The sequence below is a fragment of the Herbaspirillum sp. BH-1 genome (assembly GCF_002870055.1).
Taxonomy (GTDB): Bacteria; Pseudomonadota; Gammaproteobacteria; order Burkholderiales; family Burkholderiaceae_D; genus Herbaspirillum; species Herbaspirillum frisingense.
Genome location: NZ_PKOI01000004.1, coordinates 339071 through 364890 on the forward strand (window position 1 = coordinate 339071; position 25820 = coordinate 364890).

A 25820-nucleotide genomic window follows, 5' to 3' on the forward strand; every position below is an offset into this window, starting at 1 on the left:
CGGCCGAGGGGCGCGCTGCCCGCTCAGCGGCGACGCAGTTCGCGCGCGATCATCGCCTTTTTCCAGTCGGCGGGAAAGCACCCGAATACGCTCAAGGCGTGGAATAGTACCCCGATTCCCCAGCCAAGGAGAGGCCCGATGCTCCACCAGTGAGGATGCGGGGTGAGCAGGTTGGCCAGCATCAGCCCGGCATTGACCACCAGGTAGATCGCCAGATGCCGGAAAAAGCCCAGCTGGCGCGTCACGCGCCGCTCGGCGCACAGGTAGTCGGGATGGGTGGTGTCGCTGTGAAGCTCGGTATCTCGCATGGCGCTCTCCTTGTCTGGCTGCGTGGGTGGATCATGCCCGCAGCATGCGCGCCGGCAGGGTGCGGGGCCAGCGCCTTGCGACCAACGGTAGCAGCGCGGGTGCCGGATGCTTGAAGCGCGGCCTGATCTGCACTACCTTATGCGGCCCACCCTTCGGAGAACTTCATGTGGCCCTATCCCAGGATTCTTGCTCATCGCGGCGGCGGCACGCTGGCGCCGGAAAACACGCTGGCCGGTTTTCGCGCCGGTCTGCAGCACGGTTATCGTGCAGTGGAGTTCGATGTCATGCTCACCCGGGATGAGGTCCCGATCCTGATGCACGATCCCCAGCGCGGGCGCACCCTGCCCGGCAGCGGGCGCATCGCCGAGACCGACTGGGCCGAGCTGCGCGAGCTGGAAGCCGGTGCCTGGCGTGCCCCCGCCTTTGCCGGCGAGCGCATTTGCACCCTGGAGCAGTGCCTGGATTTCTGCCTGGAACAGGGCATCTGGATGAACGTCGAGATCAAGCCGGCCGCGCCGGAACATGCGCGGCGCACCGCCGAGCTGACCGCGCAGGCGGTGGCGCGGCGCTTTGCCGGTGTCACCGGGGCCGCCTTGCCGGTGCTGTCCTCGTTCTCGTTCGAGGCCCTGCTGGCAGCGCAGGAGACCGCGCCGCAGTTGCCACGCGGCTTCCTGGTGGATGTGATCCCGGAAGACTGGCAGCAGCGCCTGGCGCAGTTGCAGGCGGTCGCCCTGCATACCAACCACAAGCACCTGACCCCGGCCCTGGCGGCCAGCGTCAAGGATGCTGGCGTGAGCTTGTTCTGCTACACCGTCAACGATACGGCACGTGCCGCTGAAATCCGCGCCTGGGGCGTGGATGCCTTCTGCACCGACCGCATCGACCTGATCGCCGCCGATGCCTGGGCAGCGTGAACGGGGCAGACTCTTGCGAGCGGGCATCGCGCAGCGTGGAAATGAACGGCAAATCGCGCTCTTACCGGCGGACTGAATCATGGCTCGCCCGCTATGATTTCCCTGCGGTCGACGGTGTCAGCCAAAGTTGTCAGGATGCTGTCAACGTCCCGCAAAAGCCCTGCGTTAAGGAAACACAAGGCCGGCGCCCGTGAGCACGCCGGTGGACTTGTGGAGCACACAACACTGAGAGATAGAGGAAAACGATGAAGATCAACAAACTGCTGGCCGCCGTACTCGTCGCCGCCTTCGCCATGCCGGTCATGGCCCAGCCCGCACCGGCAGCGGCTCCCGCAGCCGAGGCGCCGGCCGCCAAGCCTGCTCACAAGAAGCACAAGAAGCACGCCAAGAAAAAGCAGAAGAAGCACAAGAAGCACGCCAAGAAGGCCGCGCCGGCCATGCCCATCAACAAGGGCGCCTGATCGCGGTTGCCGCCGGCCGGAAAACCTGGCCGGCGACCTGCTTTACCGGAAGGTCAGGCTGACATTGTTAAGGACCGGGGGGCGCAGGGTAGCGCGCAGTACCGGGTCAGCCGAACCTGTAACCCGTCCGGGGTCATCCCGGCGGGTTTTTTTTCGTCCGTCGTTGCGGGTCGTCACGGCGAGCTGATGGCGCCTGCATGAGCTTGCACGAGGCTGCCCGGGGGACCCTTGAAGCCCGCCCATCGGCGCCGGATCACGTATAATCATCGGTTCGCAATCGTTTTTTGCACCGACTATCATCCGGGCCGAATCTGCCGCTTTCCGGCGGCATCAGGTCCATTTATCCGTCTTCGAACATGAACTCAGCCGAAATTCGCGACAAGTTTCTGAAATTCTTTGAATCCAAAGAACACACCATCGTCCGTTCCTCCAGCCTGGTGCCGGGCAATGACCCGACCCTGCTGTTCACCAATTCGGGCATGGTTCAGTTCAAGGACGTGTTCCTGGGCACCGACAAGCGCAACTACGTGCGCGCCACTTCCGTGCAGCGCTGCCTGCGCGCCGGCGGCAAGCACAACGACCTGGAAAACGTCGGCTACACCGCGCGCCACCATACCTTCTTCGAAATGCTGGGCAACTGGTCCTTCGGCGACTACTTCAAGCGCGAATCGCTGAAGTGGGCCTGGGAACTGCTGACCCAGGTCTATGGCCTGCCGGCCGACAAGCTCTGGGCCACGGTCTACCAGACCGATGACGAGGCCTACGACATCTGGACCAAGGAAATCGGCCTGCCGCCGGAGCGCGTGGTGCGCATCGGCGACAACAAGGGTGCGCCCTATGCCTCCGACAACTTCTGGCAGATGGCCGAGACCGGCCCCTGCGGCCCCTGTTCGGAAATCTTCTACGATCACGGCCCGGACGTCTGGGGCGGCCCCCCGGGTAGCCCGGACGCCGACGGCGACCGCTACATTGAAATCTGGAACAACGTGTTCATGCAGTTCGACCGCCAGCTCGATGCGGCCACCGGCGAATACACCCTGACCCCGCTGCCGGCGCCCTGCGTCGATACCGGCATGGGCCTGGAGCGCCTGGCGGCCATCCTGCAGCATGTGCACAGCAACTACGAGATCGACCTGTTCCAGGCACTGATCAAGGCGGCTGCCCGCGAAACCGGCATCAGCGACCTGTCCAACGCCTCGCTGCGCGTGATCGCCGACCACATTCGCGCGACTTCCTTCCTGATCGTCGACGGCGTCATCCCCGGCAATGAAGGTCGCGGCTACGTGCTGCGCCGTATCATCCGCCGCGCCCTGCGTCATGGGCACAAGCTGGGCCAGACCAAGCCGTTCTTCCACAAGCTGGTCAAGGACCTGGTGCTGCAGATGGGCGCCGCCTATCCGGAACTGCCGGAAGCCGCCGAGCGCGTCGAGATGGTCCTGAAGCAGGAAGAAGAACGTTTCGGCGAAACCCTGGAACACGGCATGAAGATCCTGGAAGCCGCACTGGCTGCCAATACCGGCAAGCTGGACGGCGAGACTGCCTTCACCCTGTACGACACCTACGGTTTCCCGCTGGACCTCACCGCCGACATCTGCCGCGAGCGCAATGTCGAACTGGATGAGGCCGGCTTCAACGCCGCCATGGAACGCCAGAAGAGCGCCGCCCGCGCCGCCGGCAAGTTCAAGATGGCAGCCGCCATCGAATACACCGGTGACAAGACCCGCTTCGTCGGTTACGAATCCCTGGCCCAGCAGGCCAAGGTGGTGGCGCTGTACGTGGCCGGCAGCCCGGTGCAGAAGATCGAGGCCGGCCAGGACGCCATCGTGGTGCTCGATACCACCCCGTTCTACGCCGAATCCGGCGGCCAGTCGGGGGATGCCGGTGCGCTGGAAGCGGCCAATGCCCTGTTCGCCGTGGCCGATACGCACAAGATCCAGGCCGATGTGTTCGGTCACCATGGTCAACTGATCAAGGGTAGCCTGGCCATCGGCGACACTGTCGAGGCCAAGGTCGATGCCGACCAGCGCGCGCGCACCATGCGCAACCACTCGGCCACCCACCTGATGCACAAGGCCCTGCGTGAAGTGCTGGGTTCGCATGTGTCGCAGAAGGGTTCGCTGGTGGATGCCGACAAGACCCGTTTCGACTTCAGCCACAACGCGCCGATGACCGCCGACGAAATCCGTCGCGTGGAAGACATCGTCAACCGCGAAGTGCTGGCCAACGTCGCCACCGGCGCCCAGCTGATGGGATACGACGATGCGATTGCCGCCGGCGCCATGGCGCTGTTCGGTGAAAAGTATGGCGACCAGGTGCGCGTGCTCTCCATCGGTACTTCCACCGAACTGTGCGGTGGTACCCACGTGACCCGTACCGGTGATATCGGCCTGTTCAAGATCGTCTCCGAAGGTGGCGTCGCGGCCGGCATCCGCCGGGTTGAAGCGGTCACCGGCGAAGGCGCGCTGGCGCTGGTGCAGTCGCTGTCGGCCCGGGTGGCCGAGGCCGCTGCCGCCCTGAAGACCCAGCCGGAAGAACTGTTGCCGCGCATCGGCCAGGTGCAGGATCAGGTCAAGGCGCTGGAAAAGGAGCTGGCATCGCTGAAGTCCAAGCTGGCTTCCAGCCAGGGCGACGAACTGGTGAGCCAGGCCGTCGACATCAACGGTATCAAGGTGTTGGCAGCAACGCTGGAAGGCGCCGACGTGGCGACCCTGCGCGAGACCATGGACAAGTTGAAAGACAAGCTCAAGACCGCCGCCATCGTGCTGGGTAGCGTCAAGGATGGCAAGGTGAGCCTGATCGCGGGTGTGACGGCCGATGCCACCGCCAAGGTGAAGGCCGGCGAACTGGTCAACTTCGTCGCCCAGCAGGTGGGCGGCAAGGGGGGGGGGCGTCCCGACATGGCCCAGGCCGGTGGTACCGAGCCGGCGGCCCTCCCGGGCGCCCTGCAGGGCGTGGCGGGCTGGGTCCAGTCCAAGCTGTAAGCTGACACCGGCGCGGAGCACTCATGAGCGATTTCAAGTTCTGCCCGGTCTGCGCAGCATCGCTGGTGCTGCGCGCCGATGAAGGCGAGGCGGGCAAGCTCCGCCTGGCCTGCCCCGACGGTCACTGGACGCATTGGGACAACCCCTTGCCGGTGCTGGCCGCGCTGGTGGAAATCGACGGCAAGATGTTGACGGCACGCAATGCCGCCTGGGCTGAGGGGCGCTTTGCCCTCATCACCGGTTTCATGGAACGCGACGAGACGCCCGAGCAGGGCATTGCCCGCGAACTGAAGGAAGAGACCGATCTGGACGCCCAGTACATCGAGCTGATCGGTGTCTATGAATTCATGCGCAAGAACGAGCTGATCATCGCCTACTACGTCAAGGCCAGCGGGGTCATCAAGCTCTCGCCGGAGCTGGTGGAGTATCGCCTGTCGGCCCCGGCCGACCTGCGACCCTGGCCGGCCGGTACCGGTCATGCCGTGGCCGACTGGATGCGTCAGCGCGATCTGCCGGTGCAGTATGTGGAGTTTGCCGGTTCCACTACGCCCATCGAGGCGCCGGTGGTGCTGAAGTAATCAAGGCGACAACAAAGCGGTGCCGACGCCCGTTGCTGCAAAAAGCTTGCTTCTGCACAAGCTTAGTGCGGCGAAAACAACAGAACTTGTGCAATGCATCAAGTCGGCGCATTTTGCAGTAAAATCGTTTTCGTCGTGATCCATTTTGAGTCGAAGTAATGACCATTCAATTTCACCGGGAACTTGATGCGCGCGGTCTTAACTGCCCGCTGCCCATCCTCAAGACCAAGAAAGCCCTGGCCGATATGGCCAGCGGACAGGTGCTCAGGGTGACCGCCACCGATACCGGTTCGGTGCGCGATTTCCAGGCTTTTGCCAAACAGACCGGCAACGATCTGCTGGAGCAATCGCAGAATGATGAACATGAGTTCATCTTCTTCATGAAGCGCAAGTAGATTTCTGTCATGCCAGCGATGGCTGGCAGCATGAAAAAACCCGCAACTCTCCGAGCTGCGGGTTTTTTGTTGTCCGTCGCCAGGCGGTCGAGCAGCCGCCCGGGCGTTTCAGAATTCCGGGTGGAAACTTTCGGCGCGGGCAATGGGCCAGAACTTCTCATAGACCCGGTAGCGGTAATTGCCATCGACCAGGTCGTTGGGCTGCAGGTACTTGAGCACGTTGGACATCAGCTGGATCTCGTGATCGTTGATGCGCCGCACGATGTGATGCGGACGCAAGGCCGAGGTGTGCGGCAGCCCGGCGGCCTGCACCAGTTCCTGCAGCGCGTGCAGGGTGCTCTGGTGGAAGCGATGCACGCGCTCGGCCTTGTCCGGCACGACCAGCGCGCGGGCGCGATGGGCGTTCTGGGTCGCCACGCCGGTGGGGCAGCGGTCGGTATGGCAGCTCTGCGACTGGATGCAGCCCAGGGCGAACATGAAGCCACGCGCCGAATTGCACCAGTCCGCCCCCAGCGCCAGCGTGCGCGCCACGTCGAAGGCGGTGACGATCTTGCCACTGGCGCCGATCTTCACCTTGTCGCGCAAGCCGATGCCCACCAGGGTGTTGTGCACCATGACCAGCCCTTCCTGCAGCGGCATGCCGACGTGGTCCACGAATTCCAGGGGCGCGGCGCCGGTGCCGCCCTCGGAGCCGTCCACGGTAATGAAGTCGGGCACGATGCCGGTCTTGAGCATGGCCTTGGCGATGCCGAAGAATTCCCAGGGATGGCCCACGCACAGCTTGATGCCGACCGGCTTGCCGCCGGACAGGCCGCGCAGCTTCTCGATGAATTCCAGCAGCCCGATGGGGTTGGAGAAGGAAGAGTGCACCGCTGGCGAAATGCAGTCCACGCCCATGGGAATGCCACGGGTGGCGGCAATTTCCGGGGTGATCTTGGCCGCCGGCAACACGCCGCCGTGGCCGGGTTTGGCGCCTTGCGACAGCTTCACCTCGATCATCTTGATCTGCGGTGATTGCGCCTGGGCCGTGAATTTTTCTTCATTGAAGCTGCCATCGGCATTACGGCAGCCGAAATAGCCGGAGGCGATCTGCCAGACCAGGTCGCCGCCGAATTCACGGTGGTACTCGGAGACCGAGCCTTCGCCGGTGTCATGGGCGAAATTGCCTTTCTTGGCACCCTGGTTCAGTGCCCGGATGGCATTGGCCGAGAGCGAGCCGAAACTCATTGCCGAGACATTGAAGACCGACATCGAATACGGCTGGGCACGATCAGCGCCGACCGTTACGCGGAAGTCGTGGCTGGCGATCTTGGTCGGGGACAGCGAATGGCCGATCCATTCATGGCCTGCCTGCTGCATGTCCAGTTCGGTACCGAAGGGGCGGCTGTCGACCTCGGCCTTGGCACGCTGGTAGACGATGCTGCGCTTCTTGCGCGAGAATGGCCGGCCGTCCATTTCATCTTCGAAGAAATACTGACGCAGCTCCGGACGGATCGATTCGAACATGAAGCGGAAATGGCCGATCAGCGGATAGTTGCGCAGCACGGCGTGGCGCCGTTGTACCAGGTCATGGATGCCCAGCACGCTCAAGGCCAGCGGAATCACGACCCAGGCCCAGTTCAGGGCATGGGTGGACGCCAGCGCCAGCAGGACGACGGTCAGCACGAGCACCGCCCAGAAAACCAGATACCGATTTGCCCACATGGAAAAGTCCGTTTGTTGTCATTGTTGAACCGGTACCGACCGGCTGGTCAGTAGGCGGGGTTAGCAGGATTCTAACGCCCAGGGGCCAGCCGCGTGCGGGACGAACTGAGGGGTGTTTCCCGTCGATTTAGCGGTAAGGGGCGTCGCTGCCGGCGCGCCGGCCCGTTACGCGGGCAGTGGGCATCCTTATTGCTTTGTCGAATCATCACGCTGGTCGCCTTGGGGATTCGGCAGCCCGGCGTCCTCGATCTCCACAACCACACCAGCTCCTGCTCAGCAGAGGCGAGAGACACGATGTCGTTATGAAAACAGTTGCTTCACGCGCCCTGTGCCGCCATGAGCCCGGCCGGGACCAGGCCGTCGTGGCCATGGCGCGCCCGCCGCGCCTGCTGGAAACCTTGCTGGCCAACCTCGATGGCATGGTCTACCGTTGCCGCGACGACGCCTACTGGACCCTGGAATTCGTCAGCGACGGTTGCCAGGCGCTGACCGGCTACGCCCCGGGTGACCTGTTGCTCAACAGCCGCTTGTCCTTCCTGGAGCTGACCCATCCGGATGACCGTGACATGGTGCGCGCGCATATCGAGACATGCCTGCGCGAGCGCCGTCGTATCGATATCGAATATCGCATCGTGCATGCCGACGGCAGCCTGCGCTGGGTGTGGGAGCGGGGCGTGGGTCTGTACAACGCGGCCGGCAAGGTGGAGGCCCTGGAAGGCTTCCTGCAGGACGTGACCGAACGCAAGGAAGCCGCCCAGGCGCTGCAGGAAGCCGAGCGACGCTATCGCAGCATCTTCGAGAACGCCATCGAGGGGGTGTTCCAGACCACGCCCGACGGCACCTATATCGCCGTGAATCCGGCCCTGGCGCGCATCTACGGCTATCACTCGCCGGAAGACCTGATCGTGGGCCTGCGCGACATCAGTCACCAGCTCTACGTGGAACCGGAGCGGCGGACCGAATTCATGCGCCTGATGGAACAGCATGGCTCGGTGTCCAATTTCGAGTCGCGGGTGTACCGGCGCGATGGCGACATCATCTGGATTTCCGAGAATGCGCGCGCGGTCTACGACGATGCCGACAAGCTGATCTGCTACGAGGGCACGGTGGAAGCGATCACCGAGCGCAAGCTGTACGAAGCCGAGATGCGTCACCAGGCCACCCACGATGCCCTGACCGGCTTGCCCAACCGCAACATGCTGCACGAACACCTGCAGCGCGCCATCCAGGTGGCGCGCCAGAAGGGTGGCCTGACGGCGGTGGTGTTCGTGGACCTGGACCAGTTCAAGTTCATCAATGACAGCTTGGGCCACCAGGTCGGGGACGAATTGCTCAAGACCGTGGCGCAGCGCCTGCAAGCCTGCCTGCGCGATACCGATATGGTGGCGCGTCAGGGGGGCGACGAATTCGTGCTGGTGCTGCAGAACCAGACCGGCGGCGAGCAGGGCATTGCCGAGGTCATGCAACGTATCCTGGCGGCCGTGGCGCGCCCCTGGCAGGCCGGAGACCGTGAATTCCAGGTCACCGCCAGCATCGGCGTGAGCCGCTATCCGGCCGATGGCAAGGATGTGGAAACCCTCCTGAAGCAGGCCGACTCGGCCATGTACCGGGCCAAGGAGCAGGGGCGCAACAACTTCCAGTTCTTCGCCCCATGGATGGATACCCAGGTCAGCAACCGCCTGGAAATGCTGATCAACCTGCGTCGGGCGCTGGATCAGGACGAGTTCAAGCTGTACTACCAGCCCAAGCTCAGCTTGAAGGACGGCAGCGTCATCGGTGCCGAGGCGCTGATCCGCTGGCAGTCGCCCGAGCAGGGCATGGTGCCGCCGGACCGCTTCATTCCCTTCGCCGAGGATGCCGGCCTGATCGTGCCCATCGGCGAATGGGTGCTGCGCACCGCCTGTCACCAGAACAAGTGCTGGCAACAGGCCGGTTTGCCGACCATTCCGGTGGCGGTGAACCTGTCGCCGCGGCAGCTGAACCAGAGCCTGCCGGATTTCGTCAGCGATGTGCTGGCCCAGAGCGGGCTGGCGCCATCCTGCCTGGAACTGGAAATCACCGAGAACGTGGTCATGAAGGATGCCGAAAAAAGCGTGGCGACCCTGCATGCCCTGAAGCGCCTGGGCTTGCAGATCTCGGTGGATGACTTTGGCACGGGGTATTCCAGCCTGTCATATCTGCGGCGCTTCCCGGTGGATGCGCTGAAGATCGACAAGTCCTTCGTACGCGATATCGCCCGCGATGCCGACAGTGCGGCCATCGTCAAGGCAGTCATCTCCCTGGCCCATATCCTGAACCTGCGCGTCATTGCAGAAGGCGTGGAGGATGAGGAGCAGCATGCTTTCCTGAAGGAAAATGCCTGTGATGAGGTACAGGGTTATTACTTTGGAAAGCCCATGGCGGTGGCCGATTTCACCGAATGGCTGACCCGGCGTGCGGGAAGCGACCTGGCGGCGCCAGGTAAATAATCGTGCTCGGGGTGCAACAGGCTCCATCCGCGGAAATCTTTGTGCTACACTCCGCGCAGAACTTTTTAATGCCTTGCGCCCGACCGCCGCAGCCTGTGCGGACAACAAAGTCTCCATGACGCAAGGCCGGTAGTTGAAAAGGTGCCAGTCGGCCGTCCGCAACCCCGCGACATGACGGCTTTGCGAAAGCGCGATACCTCCGCGACGCCGATTTGCCCGGGTCTTAGATTCCAGCTCATTCAATCTCCAAACACCGGAAGGTAGCGCCGCCGCATCCAGCACAGCGCAAGACTTGCCGTACCTGGCCTGATCGCGGGCCTGGTTTGTCGCAGCCCTGCGGGATGGAGATCAGCTGCAAGCCGAACTTTTGTTAACAACAAGACGCACAAGAGTGGTACATGAATATTGCTGAGGCCAAGAAAGTCCTCGAAACCGCATTGCTTTGCACGCATGAGCCGCTGTCGATCAATGACCTGAAGAAGCTGTACGTCGATCCCGAGAGCGACGAGAGCAGCGACGTCAATGCCGAGATGATCCGGCAGATGCTCGACGAGCTGCGTACCGAGTGGGCCGACAAGGGCGTGGAGGTGGTCAGCCTGTCCACCGGCTGGCGCTTCCAGAGCCGCAAGGAAATGAAGGTCTACCTGGAGCGCCTCAATCCGGAGAAGCCGCCCAAGTACACCCGCGCCACCCTGGAAACGCTGGCCATCGTTGCCTACCGCCAGCCGGTCACACGCGGCGATATCGAAGAGATTCGCGGCGTGGCCGTCAATACCCAGACCATCCGCATGCTGGAAGACCGGGGCTGGATCGAGTCCATCGGCCATCGCGATGTGCCGGGACGACCGGCCTTGTTCGCGACGACACGCAAGTTCCTGGATGACCTTGGCCTGAGCTCGCTGGAGGAATTGCCGCCGCTGCAGCAGGTCAGCGGCGAAGCGGCCGCCCAGGGCGCGCTGCTGGAATTGCAGGCCCTTGAGGGCGGCGTGGCTGCCCTGGCGGCAGAAGAGCCGGACGAGGAGCTGGCAGACGCTACACCGGAACTGCCGGAAGCTGCCGATGAGGCAGACGCTGTAAAGCCTGCAGAGGCTGCAGAAGCCGAAGAAGCCGTCGAGATCGCCGAAGCAGTGGATGGTATTGACAGCGCTCCTGACGCCGATGACACCGAAGCGTTGGTCGGCCAGGCCGAAGCCGATGCTTCCGCAGATCACATGGATATTGCAGCCGCCGCCGGGGAAGAGCGCGCTGCGGGTAATCAGGACGACGCTTCCCCGGAAGCACCAGAACCTTTTGAGCAAGACGTTGCCGTAACTGGCACAGACGCCATCGAGGCCGCCGGCGAAGCGGCAGGCGAGCATAACGACACCACCGAGCGGGCCGATCAGCGGGAAGATGACGCGCGTCCGCCACATCCAGATTCGAAGAATGAAGCCAACTAGTTCCAAAGACGAGATCCAGGTCGAACTCGCAGCGGCTGCTGCCGCCACCACCGACAAGCCGGTGAAGAAGCGCACCCGCAAGCCTGCGGCCAGCGCCGCATCCGAGGCAAGCGAGGTGCCGGCGGCGCAAGCCGTGGCTGCCGATGCTGCTGCGCCGAAGAAGCGTGCTCCCCGTGCCAAGAAGGCAGTGGCCGAGGAATCGGCCCCGGTGGAGCAAGCTTCCGCCCAGGTTGCAGCTGCCCCTGCACAAGAGCCTGCCGAGCCGGTCAAGAAGCCACGCGCCACCAAGCCGCGCGCCAAGAAGGCCGATCAGGCCATCGAAAGCGCCGCCTCGGCCGCTTCTGCCCAGTTGAGCCTGGAGATCGAATCCGCGCCCGCGCCGGCCAAGCCCAAGCGCGCCGCCAAGCCCAAGGCGGCTGCCCAGGCTGAAGTGGCTCCGGCTGCTGCGGCACCGGCGCCTGTCGAGCCGCCCAAGGTCATCGTCACCGTGGGTGAGGAAGTGGTGGCGCCGCCGGTGCTGCTGGACGCCCCGCTGGATCCGAACCGTGCCAAGCCTGCCCGTCGCGGTGTGCGCGGCCCCCGCGCCCTGCGCAACAACCGCGCCGCCCAGCGCGCTGCTGCCGGCGCCGAAACAGGTGCTCCGGCCAAGGGCGAGAGCCCGTCGGCACCGGAACAGCCGCGCGGCCAGTTCGGCAAGAACAATGGCCACGGTGGTCAAAGTGGTCACAACGGCCAGCCCGGCCAGCAAGGTCCGCAAGGCAAGAAGAACTTCGACAAGAACGGCAAGAAGCCCAAGGCCCCGCAACTGGGTCTGCGCGCGACTGAGCCGGTGGACGACATCTTCTCCTACGTCACCTCGGAAGCCTATGACCGTGACGAAGGCGCCAAGGCCGGTGGTCGCCAGGCGCACCAGATGCGCGGCAAGAACGGTCGCCGCGACCTGACCGCCGAGGATGATGCTCCCAAGCTGCACAAGGTGCTGGCCGACGCCGGCCTGGGCTCGCGCCGCGACATGGAAGAGCTGATCGTCGCCGGCCGTGTTTCGGTCAACGGCGAGCCGGCCCACATCGGCCAGCGCATCCTGCCCACCGATGCCGTGCGCATCAATGGCAAGCTGATCCAGCGCAAGGTGAGCAAGCGTCCGCCGCGCGTGCTGGTGTACCACAAGCCCTCCGGTGAAATCGTCAGCCATGCCGATCCGGAAGGACGCAGTTCCGTATTCGACCGCCTGCCGACCATGAAGGCCGGCAAGTGGCTGGCCGTGGGGCGCCTGGACTTCAACACCGAAGGCCTGCTGCTGTTCACCACTTCCGGTGACCTGGCCAACCGCCTGATGCACCCGCGCTACAACATCGAGCGTGAATACGCCGTGCGTACCCTGGGTGAGCTGGAAGAGGGCATGCGCCAGAAGCTGTTGAGCGGCGTCGAACTCGATGACGGTCCGGCGCAGTTCTCGCGCATCGCCGACGGCGGTGGCGAAGGCGTCAACAAGTGGTATCGCGTGACCATCGGCGAAGGCCGCAACCGCGAAGTGCGCCGCATGTTCGAGGCGGTGGGCCTGACCGTGTCGCGCCTGATCCGTACCCGCTATGGCGCCATGACGCTGCCGCAGACCTTGAAGCGCGGTCGCTGGGAAGAGCTGGAAGAAAACGCCGTGCGCAACCTGATGGCGGCCTGCGGTCTGGAAAAACAGGCTGGCGAGGCCAAGTCGGGCAATGGTGGCAAGCCGCAGGGCAACGCGCCTCGCGGCAATGCGATGCAGAACAAGGGGCCGCAGAAGGGCCGCAGCAGCGGCAACTTCGGCAACCAGGGCGGCAATTACGGCGGCCAGGGTGGCAATGCCGGGGGCGGCAACTACGGCGGCGGCAATTACGGTGGTAACAAGGGTGGCAACAAGGGTGGCCAACCCAAGAGCCGCCAGCCTGACCCGCTGCAGACTGCATTGGGCTTCCCCGACGCCGGCAACGGCCAGCGCCGCGGCAATCGCCCGCAACGGGGTGGCGGCAACAGCGCGGCCAACTACATGCTGGGCGGCCTGCCGGGCATGAATCGCCGTCGCGGCGGTCGCTGATGCAGTGAATTGTCCGGCGGCAATGCCACGGACAATTCGGCCTGCCAGATGCGATAAACCCCCCAGGCGTGCGCCAATGACGTTTTTTATGGACGTTTTTGGCGCCTTCTTCACATTTCTGCCAATTCGGGATTTGCTGTCAATACCTGGATCGGTTATAATGTGTTAGTTAAACGCAACCTGCCGCGAATCGCATATGTGATAAATCATTGATAGATCCGCCTGCGCCCCGATGTGTTGGAAGTCCGGCGGTTCGCGTGATGTGTGATCTCGATTTGTGTAGAGATAACAAAAGATGGGCAGATGCCCATTTTTTTTTTGCTGTTCAATTTTGAATGTCTGCCTGCCACTCCGGCAAAGCAGCGTTGTCATGGAGAAAAAGTCTTGCAATTGCTGGAACTGATCGAATCCACCCTTTCGGGCCTGGGCTACGAACTGGTCGAGTTCGAGAAGGCGCCGCGCGGTCTGGTGCGCGTCTTTATCGATTTCCCGTTCGATCCTGATGCGGAGGAAGCGCGTTCGATCACCGTCGAGGATTGCGAGAAGGCGACGCATCAGCTGTTACACGTCTTCACCGTGGAAGACGTGATCTATGAGCGTCTGGAGGTTTCCTCGCCCGGCCTGGATCGCCCCCTGAAGAAATTTACCGACTTCGTGCGTTTCGTGGATTGCGAAGCCGTGGTCAAGTTGCGCGTGCCGCTGCCCGGCACGTCCAACCGCAAGACCTACGAAGGCGTGCTGCGCGCGCCCGAAGGCGAGGAACTGGTACTGGAATTTGAAGCAAACGATGGGTCGGCTGCCGTGTTGAATTTCACGCTGGCCGATGTGGATAAGGCACACCTGGTGCCGCAGGTCGATTTTAGGAGTCGCAAAGGATGAGTCGCGAAATTTTGTTGTTGGTCGATGCGCTGGCGCGCGAAAAGAACGTCGATAAGGAAGTCGTCTTCGGCGCATTGGAGCATGCCCTGGCGCAGGCTACCAAGAAGCGCTATGAAGGCGAGGTCGACATTCGCGTCTCCATCGACCGCGAAAGCGGCGAGTTCGAATCCTTCCGCCGCTGGCACGTGGTGCCCGACGAGGCCGGTCTGCAACTGCCTGACCAGGAAGTGCTGCTGTTCGAAGCCAAGGAACAGTTCCCTGACATCGAAGTGGACGAATACATCGAAGACCCGATCGAATCCGTGGAATTCGGCCGTCGCTTCGCACAGGACACCAAGCAGGTGGTCCTGCAGCGCATCCGTGATGCCGAACGCGAGCAGATCCTGGCCGACTTCCTGGCCCGTGGCGATGCCCTGGTGACCGGCACCATCAAGCGCATGGAGCGCGGTGACGCCATCATCGAATCCGGCAAGATCGAAGCCCGCCTGCCGCGCGACCAGATGATCCCCAAGGAAAACCTGCGCATCGGCGACCGTGTCCGTGCCTATATCCTGCGCGTGGATCGCGGTGCCCGTGGCCCGCAGGTGATCCTGTCGCGCACCGCGCCGGAATTCATCATGAAGCTGTTCGAGCTGGAAGTGCCGGAAATCGAACAAGGCTCGCTGGAAATCAAGTCTGCCGCACGTGATCCGGGCGTACGCGCCAAGATCGCCGTCTACACCGCCGACAAGCGCATCGACCCCATCGGTACCTGCGTGGGCATGCGCGGTTCGCGCGTGCAGGCCGTCACCGGTGAGCTGGGTGGCGAGCGCGTGGACATCGTGCTGTGGTCGGAAGACCCGGCGCAGTTCGTCATCGGCGCGCTGGCCCCGGCCAACGTCACCTCCATCGTGGTCGATGAAGAGAAGCACGCCATGGACGTGGTGGTGGACGAAGAGAACCTGGCCATCGCCATCGGTCGCGGCGGTCAGAACGTGCGTCTGGCAGCCGAACTGACCCGCTGGCAGATCAACATCATGACGGCCGAGGAATCGGCCGACAAGTCGGCGGCCGAGACCGCGCTGATCCGTACGCTGTTCATGGAAAAGCTCGATGTTGACCAGGAAGTGGCCGACATCCTGGTCGAGGAAGGTTTCTCGACCCTGGAAGAAATCGCCTACGTGCCGATCACCGAGATGCTCGAGATCGAATCGTTCGACGAAGAGACCGTCAATGAGCTGCGCAACCGCGCCCGCGACGCCCTGGTGACCGAAGCGATCGCCTCCGAAGAAGGCCTGGAAGGCATGGAAGAGGAGCTGATCAACTTCGAAGGCCTGGACCGTGTGCTGGCCGGCAAGCTGGGTCTGGCTGGCGTGAAGACGCTGCCGGCCTTCGCCGGCCTGGCTTATGACGAATTCGGCGCGATCCTGGCCCTGCCTTCCGAGCGCGCGCGCCAACTGATTGAAAATGCATTTGAAGATGTGACCGACGATGAAATGAAGCTCATCGATTCCAAATACGATGAGCGCGCCAAGGCCCTGCAGGCCAAGGCATGGAGCGCAGTCGAAGGCCGCTGAGAAGCGGTGCGTCTCCACATCATCTGCCGAGCCACATAGAAAAGAGGACTGAATGGCGAGTAACAACGTTGCCCAATTTGCCACCGAGCTGAAAATGCCCGCTGATCTGCTGCTGACCCAGCTGCGTTCGGCCGGCGTCGAGAAGAGCTCTGCATCCGATTCCCTGTCGAAGGAAGACAAGGACCGCCTGCTTGAACACCTGCGCCGAGCGCGCGGGGCCGCGCCGGAAGGCGAGAAGAAAAAGATCACGCTGACCCGCAAGGAAACCACCGAGATCAAGCAGGCCGATGCAACCGGCAAATCGCGCACGATCCAGGTGGAAGTGCGCAAGAAGCGTACTTTCATCAAGCGTGACGAGCCCAGCGTGGACGAGACCGCAGCGCGTGCTGCGGCGCCTCAGCGCGATCCGGCCGTCGAAGCGCAGGAGCGTGAGCAGGAAGAGGCTCGCCGTCAGGCCGAACTGAAGGCACAACAGGAGCGTCTGGACCAGCTGGAGGCCGAACGCGCCGCCCAGGCCAAGGCTGCCGAGCTGGAGCAGCAACGCATCCGCGAAGAAGCCGAGGCCGAAGCCAAGCGCCAGGCCGCGGAAGCGGCTGCTGCCGCCGCCGAAGCCGAGAAGGCCAAGGCCGCTGCCCCCGCCGCGACGGCTGCCGCCGCTGCTGCACCGGCTCCGGCGGTCGACCCGGCTGTCGAAGAAAAGAAGCGCGCTGCTGCCGAAGAAGCCAAGAAGAAGGCTGAAGCCGCTGCCAAGGAAGCCGCTGACCGTGCTGCTGCCGCTGACCGTGCACGCAAGGCCGTGGAAGACGAAGTGGCACAGATCAAGGCCATGATGAATGCGCCGCGTCGCGTCATCAAGGCGCCCGAACCTGCTGCCGCCCCGGCCAAGACCTCCGAAGGCACGCTGCATAAGCCGGCGACCGCTGCCAAGCCGGGCGAGAAGAAGGATGACAAGAAGCCGGTCGTGGCTGCAGACAAGAAGTCGATCAAGTCGGCCAATGTCTCCTCGACCTGGCAGGACGATGCCAAGAAGCGTGGCACCGGCGGCATGAAGTCGCGCGGCGCTACCGGTGGCGGTGGTCGCGATGGTTGGCGTGCCGGCCCCAAGGGCCGTCGTCATTCGCATGGCGATGACCAGCGCGAAAGCAACTTCCAGGTGCCGACCGAAGCCGTGGTGCACGATGTCTATGTGCCGGAAACCATCACCGTGGCCGAAGTGGCCCACAAGATGGCGGTCAAGGCGTCCGAGGTCATCAAGCACCTGATGAAGCTGGGCCAGATGGTCACCATCAACCAGGTGCTGGATCAGGAAACCGCGATGATCGTGGTGGAAGAAATGGGCCACCGTGCCCACGCCGCCAAGGCGGAAGATCCGGAAGCGCTGCTGGTCGAAGGCGAAGAACACGCCGATGCCGAAGCGCTGCCGCGTGCACCGGTGGTTACCGTCATGGGTCACGTCGACCACGGCAAGACCTCGCTGCTGGATTACATCCGTCGCACCAAGGTGGCCTCGGGTGAAGCCGGCGGCATCACCCAGCACATCGGTGCCTACCACGTGGAAACCCCGCGCGGCATGATCACCTTCCTGGATACCCCGGGCCACGAGGCGTTCACCGCCATGCGTGCCCGTGGTGCCAAGGCGACCGACATCGTGATCCTGGTGGTGGCAGCCGACGACGGCGTCATGCCCCAGACCAAGGAAGCGATCGCCCACGCCAAGGCTGGCGGCGTGCCGCTGGTGGTGGCGATCAACAAGATCGACAAGCCGGGTGCCAACCCCGACCGCGTCAAGCAGGAACTGATCGCCGAAGAAGTCGTGCCGGAAGAATACGGTGGCGATGCCCCCTTCATCGCGGTATCGGCCAAGACCGGCGAAGGCATCGACTCGCTGCTGGAAAACGTGCTGCTGCAGGCCGAAGTGCTGGAACTGACCGCACCGGTGGACGTGCCGGCCCGTGGCCTGGTGATCGAAGCCAAGCTGGACAAGGGCCGTGGCCCGGTGGCAACGATCCTGGTGCAATCCGGTACCTTGAAGCGCGGCGACGTCGTGCTGGCCGGTTCGGCCTATGGCCGCGTGCGCGCCATGCTGGACGAGAACGGCAAGAACATCGCCGAGGCAGGCCCGTCCCTGCCGGTGGAAATCCAGGGCCTGACCGAAGTGCCCTCCGCCGGTGAAGAAGTGGTGGTCATGACCGACGAGCGCAAGGCGCGCGAAATCGGCCTGTTCCGCCAGGGCAAGTTCCGCGACGTGAAGCTGGCCAAGCAGCAGGCCGCCAAGCTGGAAAACATGTTCGACCAGATGACCGAAGGCGAGGTCAAGAACCTGCCGATGATCATCAAGACCGACGTGCAAGGTTCGCAGGAAGCACTGGTGCAGTCGCTGCAGAAGCTGTCCACCAGCGAAGTGCGCGTCCAGGTGGTGCATGCCGCCGTGGGTGGCATCAGCGAAAACGACGTCAACCTGGCGGTCGCCTCCAAGGCGGTCATCATCGGCTTCAACACCCGTGCCGACGCATCGGCTCGCAAGCTGGCCGAAGCCTCGGGCGTGGACATCCGTTACTACAACATCATTTACGATGCGGTGGACGAGGTGAAGGCCGCGATGTCCGGCATGCTGTCGCCGGAGAAGCGCGAACAGGCACTGGGTCTGGTGGAAATCCGCCAGGTGTTCGTGGTCAGCAAGGTGGGTTCGATCGCCGGCTGCTACGTGCTCGAAGGCCTGGTCAAGCGTGGCTCGCAAGTGCGTCTGCTGCGCAACAACGTGGTGGTGTGGACAGGCGAACTGGATTCGCTCAAGCGCTTCAAGGACGACGTCAAGGAAGTCAAGTCGGGCTTCGAGTGCGGTCTCTCGCTCAAGGGCTACAACGACATCGAAGTGGGCGATCAGCTCGAAATCTTCGAAGTCCAGGAAGTCGCCCGTACCCTGTAAAAAGGCAATATGCCGGCGTATCCTGATGGATGCGCCGGCCTCACTGGCAAGATCCGTCGCAGCAACGCGGGAATCCTCCCGCCAAGCCATCGACGGATTGTTTTTTTAAAGCATGGCAAAACATAGCAAATCCATTCCCGGGCGCGGCTTGCGCGTGGCCGACCAGATCCAGCGTGATCTGTCGGAGTTGATCGCCTTCGAGCTGAAGGACCCGCGGGTGGGCATGATCACCATTACCGAAGTGCAGGTCACGCCGGATTACGCGCACGCCAAGGTTTTCTTCACCACGCTGGTGGACAACCCGGATGCGATCAAGAACACCCTGGCCGGACTGCGCAAGGCGGGCGGTTACCTGCGTACCCAGCTGGGTCGGCGCCTGACCATCCACACCTTGCCGGAACTGCATTTCGTGCACGACAACTCGACCGCGCGCGGCATTGAAATGTCGCGCCTGATCGACGAGGCCAACGCTACCCGCGCCAAGGATTCGGACGACGAGGCCTGAGCCAGGCGTCGGCTGCGTCGTAGCATTGCAGTTTTCTCCTTCATCTTCGCACCGGTCTGCGATCCCTTCATCGGGGCGCGAGGCCGGTCTTGCATTTCATGGCTGACAATATGACGGCGGACCCCGCGTCCGCTTCCCCCGATAGTGCGCCGGAGCAGGGCAAGCGCAGCAAGCGCGGCCAGCCGCAACGGCCGCCGCGTTCTCCGCGCGTGCCGGTGCATGGTGTGTTGCTGCTGGACAAGCCGGTGGGCCTGTGCTCCAACGACGCCCTGATCCGCGCCAAGCGCATGCTCAACGCGCCCAAGGCCGGCCATACCGGCACCCTGGATCCGTTTGCCACCGGCTTGCTGCCGCTGTGCTTCGGCGAAGCCACCAAGTTCTCGCAGGACCTGCTGGAAGCCGACAAGAGCTACGAGGCGCTCGTGCACCTGGGGGTGCGCACCGATACCGGCGACACCGAGGGCCAGGTCATCGGTGAACGGCCGGTGGAGGTCAGCGTGGCGCAGATCGAAGCCACCCTGGCGCAGTTCCGCGGCCCGATCCGCCAGGTTCCTCCCATGCACTCGGCCTTGAAGCGAGATGGCAAGCCCTTGTATGAATACGCCCGCGCCGGCATCACGCTGGAACGTGAGGCGCGCGACGTGACCATCCATGCGCTGGAGTTGCTGGATTACCAGGCGCCGATGTTGCGTATCCGCGTCACCTGCAGCAAAGGGACCTATATCCGCGTGCTGGGTGAAGATATCGGCGAGGTCCTGGGCTGCGGCGCGCACCTGAACGCCCTGCGCCGCATCGGAGTCGGCCCGCTGACGCTGGAGGGTGCGGTCACGCTGGAACAGTTCGACGCCCCCGGTGATGTCGACTCGCGCAAGGCCATGTTGTTGCCCGTCGATGGCCTGCTGCGCAGCTTCCCGGCAGTGCAACTGACGGATGAGCTGGCGCGCCGCTTCCTGCACGGCCAGCGCCTGCCGCTGGGCAAGGAGGGTGTGCCCGTACCGGAGCAGACCGGCCGGGTGCGCGTCTATCGCAGTTCGGATGGCGCCTTGCTGGGTACCGGGTTGTTGCAGGAATACGCCATCCTGGCGCCGGAACGGCTGGTGTCCACGGCCTCCTAGAAATCAGCCAGACCCAGCACAAAAGCAGCAGAAAACAGCAGCAAAGCGGCTTGCAGCAGGTCTTCCCGGGGGATGCTCGGGGCACCGGCAAGCCGTTGAAAACACTGGTTTTTTCAAAGTTCATGCGTCGCAACATGCTATAATGCGCGCCTCCCAAGAATCGGCATTCCAACCACAGTCACCATGTCAAACAATATCCGCGCAATTCGCAACATCGCCATCATCGCCCACGTTGACCACGGCAAGACCACCCTGGTGGACCAGCTGCTGCGCCAGTCCGGTACCTTCCGCGACAACCAGCAAGTGGACAACCGCGTGATGGACTCCAACGACATCGAAAAGGAACGCGGCATTACCATCCTGTCGAAGAACTGCGCGGTGGAGTACAAGGGCACCCACATCAACATCGTCGATACCCCGGGCCACGCCGACTTCGGCGGTGAGGTCGAGCGCGTGCTGTCGATGGTCGACTCGGTGCTGCTGCTGGTGGATGCCCAGGAAGGCCCGATGCCGCAGACCCGATTCGTGACCCGCAAGGCGCTGGCCCTGGGTCTGAAGCCGATCGTGGTCCTGAACAAGATCGACCGCCCGGGCGCACGCGCCGAGTGGGCCATCAACGCCACCTTCGAACTGTTCGACAAGCTGGGTGCGACCGAAGAACAGCTGGACTTCCCCGTGATCTACGCCTCGGGCCTGAACGGCTACGCCAGCCTGGACCCGGAAGCGCGCGGCGGCAGCATGGAACCGCTGTTCGACGCCATCCTGAAGTACGTCCCGGCCCGCAAGGATGACCCGGACGCACCGCTGCAACTGCAGATCACCTCGCTGGAATACTCCTCCTACGTCGGCAAGATCGGCGTCGGCCGTATCCTGGCCGGTCGCGTCAAGGGCGGTCAGGACGTGGTCTGGATGAACGGTCCGGAAGACAAGCCCACCAAGGCCCGCATCAACCAGGTGCTGACCTTCAAGGGTCTGGAGCGCGTGCTGGTGGACGAAGCCCTGGCCGGCGACATCGTGCTGATCAACGGTATCGAGGAAATCGGCATCGGTTCCACCATCTGCTCGCCGGATGCACCCAATGGCCTGCCGATGCTGAAGGTCGACGAACCGACCCTGACCATGAACTTCATGGTCAACACCTCGCCGCTGGCTGGCCGCGAAGGCAAGTTCGTCACCACCCGCCAGATCCGCGATCGCCTGGAAAAGGAACTGAAGTCCAACATGGCCCTGCGCGTGGTGCAGGCCGAGAACGACGACTCGACCTACGAAGTGTCGGGCCGTGGCGAATTGCACCTGACCATCCTGATCGAAAACATGCGCCGCGAAGGCTTCGAACTGGCCGTGTCGCGTCCGCGCGTGGTGTTCCGCATGGTGGATGGCGTTCGTGAAGAGCCGTACGAAAACCTGACCGTCGATGTCGAAGAAACCCACCAGGGTGGCGTGATGGAAGAACTGGGCCGCCGTCGTGGCGACCTGCAGAACATGGAACCGGACGGCAAGGGCCGTGTGCGCCTGGAATACCACATCCCGGCGCGTGGCCTGATCGGCTTCCAGGGCGAATTCATGACCTTGACCCGCGGTACCGGTCTGATGAGCCACGTGTTCGACGACTACAAGCCGGTTGACACCACCAAGGGTGAACTGGCCGGCCGTCGCAACGGTGTGCTGATCTCCCAGGACGACGGCGCCGCCGTGGCCTACGCACTGTGGAAGCTGCAGGATCGCGGCCGCATGTTCGTCAGCCACAACGACCCGGTGTATGAAGGCATGATCATCGGCATCCACTCGCGCGACAACGACCTGGTGGTCAACCCCATCAAGGGCAAGCAGCTGACCAACGTGCGCGCTTCCGGTACCGACGAAGCCGTGCGCCTGGTGCCGCCCATCGAGCTGTCGCTGGAATACGCAGTGGAATTCATCGAGGACGACGAGCTGGTCGAAGTCACCCCGAAGAGCATCCGCCTGCGCAAGCGTCACCTGAAGGAACACGAGCGCAAGAAGGCATCGCGCGAAGAATCGGTCTAAGGAGCAGGGCGGCCGGTAACGGTCGCTGGAGTGGGACGGGTTGTGTTGATATGTGGTTTGTGAATAACTGATATCAGCACAATAAAGCAGACAGCCATGATGCACTGCCATATAGTTACACCTGTCTCCTCCAATTTCCTCCTAAAGAATTGGATTCAAGCCCGCAACTTCGGTTGTGGGCTTTTTTTTTGCCGATTTCGCCGGGCCGACCGATGAGGCGCTTTTCAGGCCGCCCGGCGGTGTTTCGGCGCCGGATTTGTCTTCATCTCTCTGTCAGTAGAGATGAACATTTGTCCAAAATAGATTTTGTTGCGCTGTTTTTGTGCATTGCGAAATGACGACTGCCGGTTTGTGGTGCAGAATCGAGTCCGCTGTACGAAAAATCCTATCTCGAAGAGGATAGAGGGGACACCAGCCCGCAACGCGCAAGCCTTGCGGGCTTTCTATTTGTCGCTGCTATATGCCATTGCTAGCCATTGCTGGCGTAAGCTCGAAAGACCCTCGGGACGGCGCCGAAGTACCATTGCGATGATTGCGGCGAGTGTGCCTATCCCATCGTCGCCCCCGCGCCCGAAGGCGCAAACGAACCTTGATTGATGCATTTCGTCAGCCCATGAAGAAAGACCTGCCTCCGCGCACCCTGAGCGTCGCCCCGATGATGGACTGGAGCGAATTAGGTGTGGATGTCCTTTAGGTAGCGGGTTAGCAGTATTTTTTGTCCAATTTCTGTCCACTGCGCGCAGAACTTGCATATTTGGAAGGCACGCGGGCACACAGTTCGGTTTGAGTCGGCAAGTCAAACTGAAACGAGCTGGGCAGGGCGGGGATAAGCGTCAGAAGTCCGCTTCTAGCCAGTAGCGATCAGTTACTTAAAACAAAAATCCCGCATCGCTGCGGGATTTTTTGTTCTCGAGACACTTCTAGCGACTTCACTCAATACTGCCAACGCAGGCGCACATCGGCTGTCTGCGAGTGATACCCCTGCCCAGCCTCTAGCGTGTAGTTGGCTACCAGGCTCAGGTTCTTGCTGCGCGCCAGCGTTGCCCCCAGCACCATGATGCCGGTATTGCGCACCGGCGTCGCTCCCACTGTGGTGAAGCTGGTTGAGCCGCTAGGATCGGCCGCGAAGCTAGCTGCGGTGTTCAGGCGCGAATCCTGGAACTCGTGGCGCCAGCGCATCTGCACATAAGGCGTCAGCTCGCCGTAGGAGGTGTCGAGTTTGCGTTCCAGCTTGGCGCCCAGATCGCTCTTGAGCGAGGTCGTCGTGGCCGCTTGCACCGTCAATGCCGCGCCGTTGCCGCCACTCTCGGTATAGCCGTTCTGGCGCAGCTTGCTATACGTCAGGCCGGCCAACGGCGTCAGCGTCACGTCGTTGGTCATCACCAGCGGATAGCCTGCCTGCACCGAGGCCGTGCTCTGCAACCCGTTAAAGCTGCCGTTGGCTACGCCATAGAAACCGGTGAAGCCGACCGCGCGCACGGTGCTGTATTGCTGCTGCGCCAGGCCCGCCATCACGTTCACGTACCACGGCTTGCCGTCGTAGCCGGCATAGGCGGTTAGGCCATACGAATTGATCGAGGCCGAGCTGCCGGTATTGTTGCCATCGTTGCCGACATTGGTCTTAGCATAGCTGAACAGGCCACCGGCGCGCCAGCTTTCGGTGGCTTGCAGGTCGCCGCCGATCAGCAGGCCGCGGTAGTTGGAGTGATAGCCGGAGACGCCGTCGCGATCATCTTGCGTCGCGCCGCCGCCGAAGAACTGGCCCCACAGCGCCGGGGCCAGAGTGCTTTCGCCGGTGGCCACGCCGCTGGTACCAGCCTGTGCCAGACGCAGGCCATCGAGGTGGCCGCTGGTGACGTTCAGGACAGCATTAGTGGCTGCATCCGTTCCTCTAGCCGCCGCCTGCTGTACCGCTGTTGGATTCAACTGCTCGCCAACGCGGTTGGCGCTGGCGGTGTCATTGATGGCCAGCGCCGGGTTGAAGACATTGAGCAACTGCACGTTGACGCCGCCATAGTTGTATAAGCCGTTCAAGGCCGAGATGGCGTTGCCATTGGTGGCGAAGCTGGGGCGCGAGGGCGTCGATGCTCCACCCGACCCGCCGGATCCTCCAGCCCCGCCAGAGCCTGATCCGGGGGTGTCCGAAGCCGCCAGCGACACCACGAGATTGTTGAAGCCGCCAGAGGTATTGACCGAACCTGTGACCGATCCGGTGAACCCTGTAGCTGAATAGTTCAGCGTGGAGGCGTTGTAAGTGGCGCTGCCGCTGGTCTGTACCACCAAGAAGCGCTGGCCGGCGGCGAAGTTGTAGCTGAGCGGCTTGAGCGTGATCTGTGCGCCACTGTCCATAACCGTATTGCCAGTGACGACCAGCCGACCATAGCCTGTATCGCCGCTCAGACCTGCGCTCTGGGCAGCACTTGTCACGCCGACCACCAGCGTGGCGCCAGCGCTTTGATGGTAGCTCCCTGTGACGGTGAGATTGCCGACACCGTTATCGCCTGGCGCGAGGAAGGCGCCGGCGTCCAATGCCGTGGCACCTACCGTACCACTCCCGCCCAGCGTCGCGCCACTTTGTACGGTCACAGGTCCTGCGATAGAACCGTTAACAATAAGGCTGCCCGCCTTCACCGTCCATGGGGAGGTGTTGGTCGTTGTACCGGTAAGCCGCCAAGTACTGCTTCCCGTTTTCTCAAACGCATTGAAACCTACATACTGCGTCACATTGTCGGTCACTACGGGGAAACCCCAGATTTGCGAAACATTGAACACTGCATCGCTGGCGCCGCCTAGCCGCAGGACATTATTACCCCCTCCCGCTGCTCTGACATCACCAGTGAAGTTGTACCCGCTACGCAGTTCCAGCACGTTATTGCCGGAGGTAAAACTGATTGCCAGTGCACGGATGCCATCGGGATTTGTCCCGCCAGCAATTAGGCCACTGTTGACTATCGTCAGGTTGGCGCCAATCACACCTTCACCGCCATATCCAGAGGTGGAAGAAACATATCCGCCAGCACTACCGTCACCGCCTTGGATCACGCCCTGGTTCTGAAGCGTGCCGCTTGAAGAGAAAACGACGCCTGCACCTCCGTTAGCACCAGCGCCGGAGTTGGACGAGTATGTGCTAGTGCCGCCCGCCCCGCCATTTCCGCCGGTGATCGTGCCCATGTTCGTGACCGAACCCGCGCCGGTGACCAGCAACCCATTACCGCCTTCTCCGCCGCCACCTGCTACACCGTTGATGCTGCTGCCACCTGCTCCACCGGCCCCGCCTTGTATCAGACCAGTGTTGGTGCCACCGGAGGTGACTACGGCACCGTAACCACCGGCACCACCACCACCACCACCACCATCCAGCCCGGATGTAGCGCCGGCCCCTCCAGCCCCTGCTGGCACGGTCGCGGAGGAATCGATGGTTGTTCCTACAAATCCGTGGGCGCCGCCACCTCCGCCCCCGCCGCCGCCGGAACCGATCGAGCTTCCGTCCTGGC

At 63.0% G+C, this 25820-nt stretch carries 18 protein-coding genes; 15 read left to right on the forward strand and 3 right to left on the reverse strand.

Annotated elements, in window-relative coordinates:
- Window positions 1-23: 23 nt before the first annotated feature.
- Window positions 24-308 carry a 2TM domain-containing protein gene (locus HBH1_RS08275; RefSeq protein WP_102662323.1) on the reverse strand — a complete coding sequence of 95 codons (285 nt, stop codon included), beginning with the start codon at window positions 306-308 and terminating at the stop codon, window positions 24-26.
- 165 nt (window positions 309-473) lie between these two features.
- Here HBH1_RS08275 and ugpQ point away from each other — a divergent pair, with 165 nt between their 5' ends.
- From ugpQ to HBH1_RS08300, 5 genes are all read left to right on the forward strand, one after another.
- On the forward strand, window positions 474-1223 hold the full coding sequence (gene ugpQ, locus HBH1_RS08280) for a glycerophosphodiester phosphodiesterase (RefSeq protein ID WP_102662324.1): 750 nt from the start codon (window positions 474-476) through the stop codon (window positions 1221-1223).
- 245 nt (window positions 1224-1468) lie between these two features.
- Entirely contained in the window at window positions 1469-1684 is a 216-nt protein-coding gene (locus tag HBH1_RS08285; protein ID WP_102662325.1) for a hypothetical protein, read from the forward strand.
- A 356-nt stretch (window positions 1685-2040) separates the two neighbouring features.
- Complete coding sequence (gene alaS / locus HBH1_RS08290; RefSeq protein WP_102662326.1) at window positions 2041-4665, forward strand: alanine--tRNA ligase; 2625 nt, start codon at window positions 2041-2043, stop codon at window positions 4663-4665.
- A 23-nt stretch (window positions 4666-4688) separates the two neighbouring features.
- Window positions 4689-5243, forward strand: coding sequence for an NUDIX domain-containing protein (locus tag HBH1_RS08295; RefSeq protein ID WP_102662327.1), 555 nt, complete (start codon window positions 4689-4691; stop codon window positions 5241-5243).
- Between the two features lie 158 nt (window positions 5244-5401).
- A complete protein-coding gene (locus tag HBH1_RS08300; protein WP_006464319.1) occupies window positions 5402-5638 on the forward strand; it encodes a sulfurtransferase TusA family protein in 237 nt (78 codons plus the stop codon).
- 108 nt (window positions 5639-5746) lie between these two features.
- Here the strand turns inward: HBH1_RS08300 and HBH1_RS08305 are convergent, their stop codons facing one another.
- Window positions 5747-7342, reverse strand: coding sequence for an FMN-binding glutamate synthase family protein (locus HBH1_RS08305; protein ID WP_102662328.1), 1596 nt, complete (start codon window positions 7340-7342; stop codon window positions 5747-5749).
- A 302-nt stretch (window positions 7343-7644) separates the two neighbouring features.
- On the opposite strand from HBH1_RS08305, the gene HBH1_RS08310 reads away from it, so the two are divergent.
- The 9 genes from HBH1_RS08310 to typA all read left to right on the forward strand — a co-directional run bounded on the left by HBH1_RS08310 (window position 7645) and on the right by typA (window position 22326).
- Window positions 7645-9810, forward strand: a complete 2166-nt coding sequence (locus tag HBH1_RS08310) for a putative bifunctional diguanylate cyclase/phosphodiesterase (RefSeq protein WP_102662329.1) — start codon at window positions 7645-7647, stop codon at window positions 9808-9810.
- 398 nt (window positions 9811-10208) lie between these two features.
- A complete protein-coding gene (scpB, locus tag HBH1_RS08315) occupies window positions 10209-11249 on the forward strand; it encodes an SMC-Scp complex subunit ScpB (protein WP_102662330.1) in 1041 nt (346 codons plus the stop codon).
- A complete protein-coding gene (gene rluB / locus HBH1_RS08320) occupies window positions 11236-13320 on the forward strand; it encodes a 23S rRNA pseudouridine(2605) synthase RluB (RefSeq protein WP_102662331.1) in 2085 nt (694 codons plus the stop codon). The genes scpB and rluB overlap by 14 nt, the downstream gene beginning before the upstream one ends.
- A gap of 384 nt (window positions 13321-13704) precedes the next feature.
- Window positions 13705-14199 carry a ribosome maturation factor RimP gene (gene rimP, locus HBH1_RS08325; protein WP_006464325.1) on the forward strand — a complete coding sequence of 165 codons (495 nt, stop codon included), beginning with the start codon at window positions 13705-13707 and terminating at the stop codon, window positions 14197-14199.
- Window positions 14196-15755, forward strand: coding sequence for a transcription termination factor NusA (gene nusA, locus HBH1_RS08330; RefSeq protein WP_006464327.1), 1560 nt, complete (start codon window positions 14196-14198; stop codon window positions 15753-15755). Before rimP ends, nusA begins: the two co-directional genes overlap by 4 nt.
- A 52-nt stretch (window positions 15756-15807) precedes the next feature.
- Window positions 15808-18681, forward strand: coding sequence for a translation initiation factor IF-2 (gene infB, locus HBH1_RS08335; protein WP_102662332.1), 2874 nt, complete (start codon window positions 15808-15810; stop codon window positions 18679-18681).
- A gap of 112 nt (window positions 18682-18793) precedes the next feature.
- A complete protein-coding gene (gene rbfA, locus HBH1_RS08340) occupies window positions 18794-19186 on the forward strand; it encodes a 30S ribosome-binding factor RbfA (protein WP_006464329.1) in 393 nt (130 codons plus the stop codon).
- Between the two features lie 98 nt (window positions 19187-19284).
- Window positions 19285-20301 (forward strand): tRNA pseudouridine(55) synthase TruB, encoded by a 1017-nt coding sequence (truB, locus tag HBH1_RS08345; RefSeq protein ID WP_102662333.1) that lies wholly within the window; start codon window positions 19285-19287, stop codon window positions 20299-20301.
- A 183-nt stretch (window positions 20302-20484) separates the two neighbouring features.
- A complete protein-coding gene (gene typA / locus HBH1_RS08350; protein ID WP_006465521.1) occupies window positions 20485-22326 on the forward strand; it encodes a translational GTPase TypA in 1842 nt (613 codons plus the stop codon).
- Between the two features lie 933 nt (window positions 22327-23259).
- On the opposite strand, the gene HBH1_RS08355 is transcribed toward typA, so the two are convergent.
- Window positions 23260-25497, reverse strand: a complete 2238-nt coding sequence (locus HBH1_RS08355; protein ID WP_102662362.1) for an autotransporter family protein — start codon at window positions 25495-25497, stop codon at window positions 23260-23262.
- A 105-nt stretch (window positions 25498-25602) separates the two neighbouring features.
- On the opposite strand from HBH1_RS08355, the gene HBH1_RS25400 reads away from it, so the two are divergent.
- The coding region (locus tag HBH1_RS25400) for a hypothetical protein (protein ID WP_233207562.1) at window positions 25603-25820 on the forward strand (218 nt) is incomplete at its 3' end.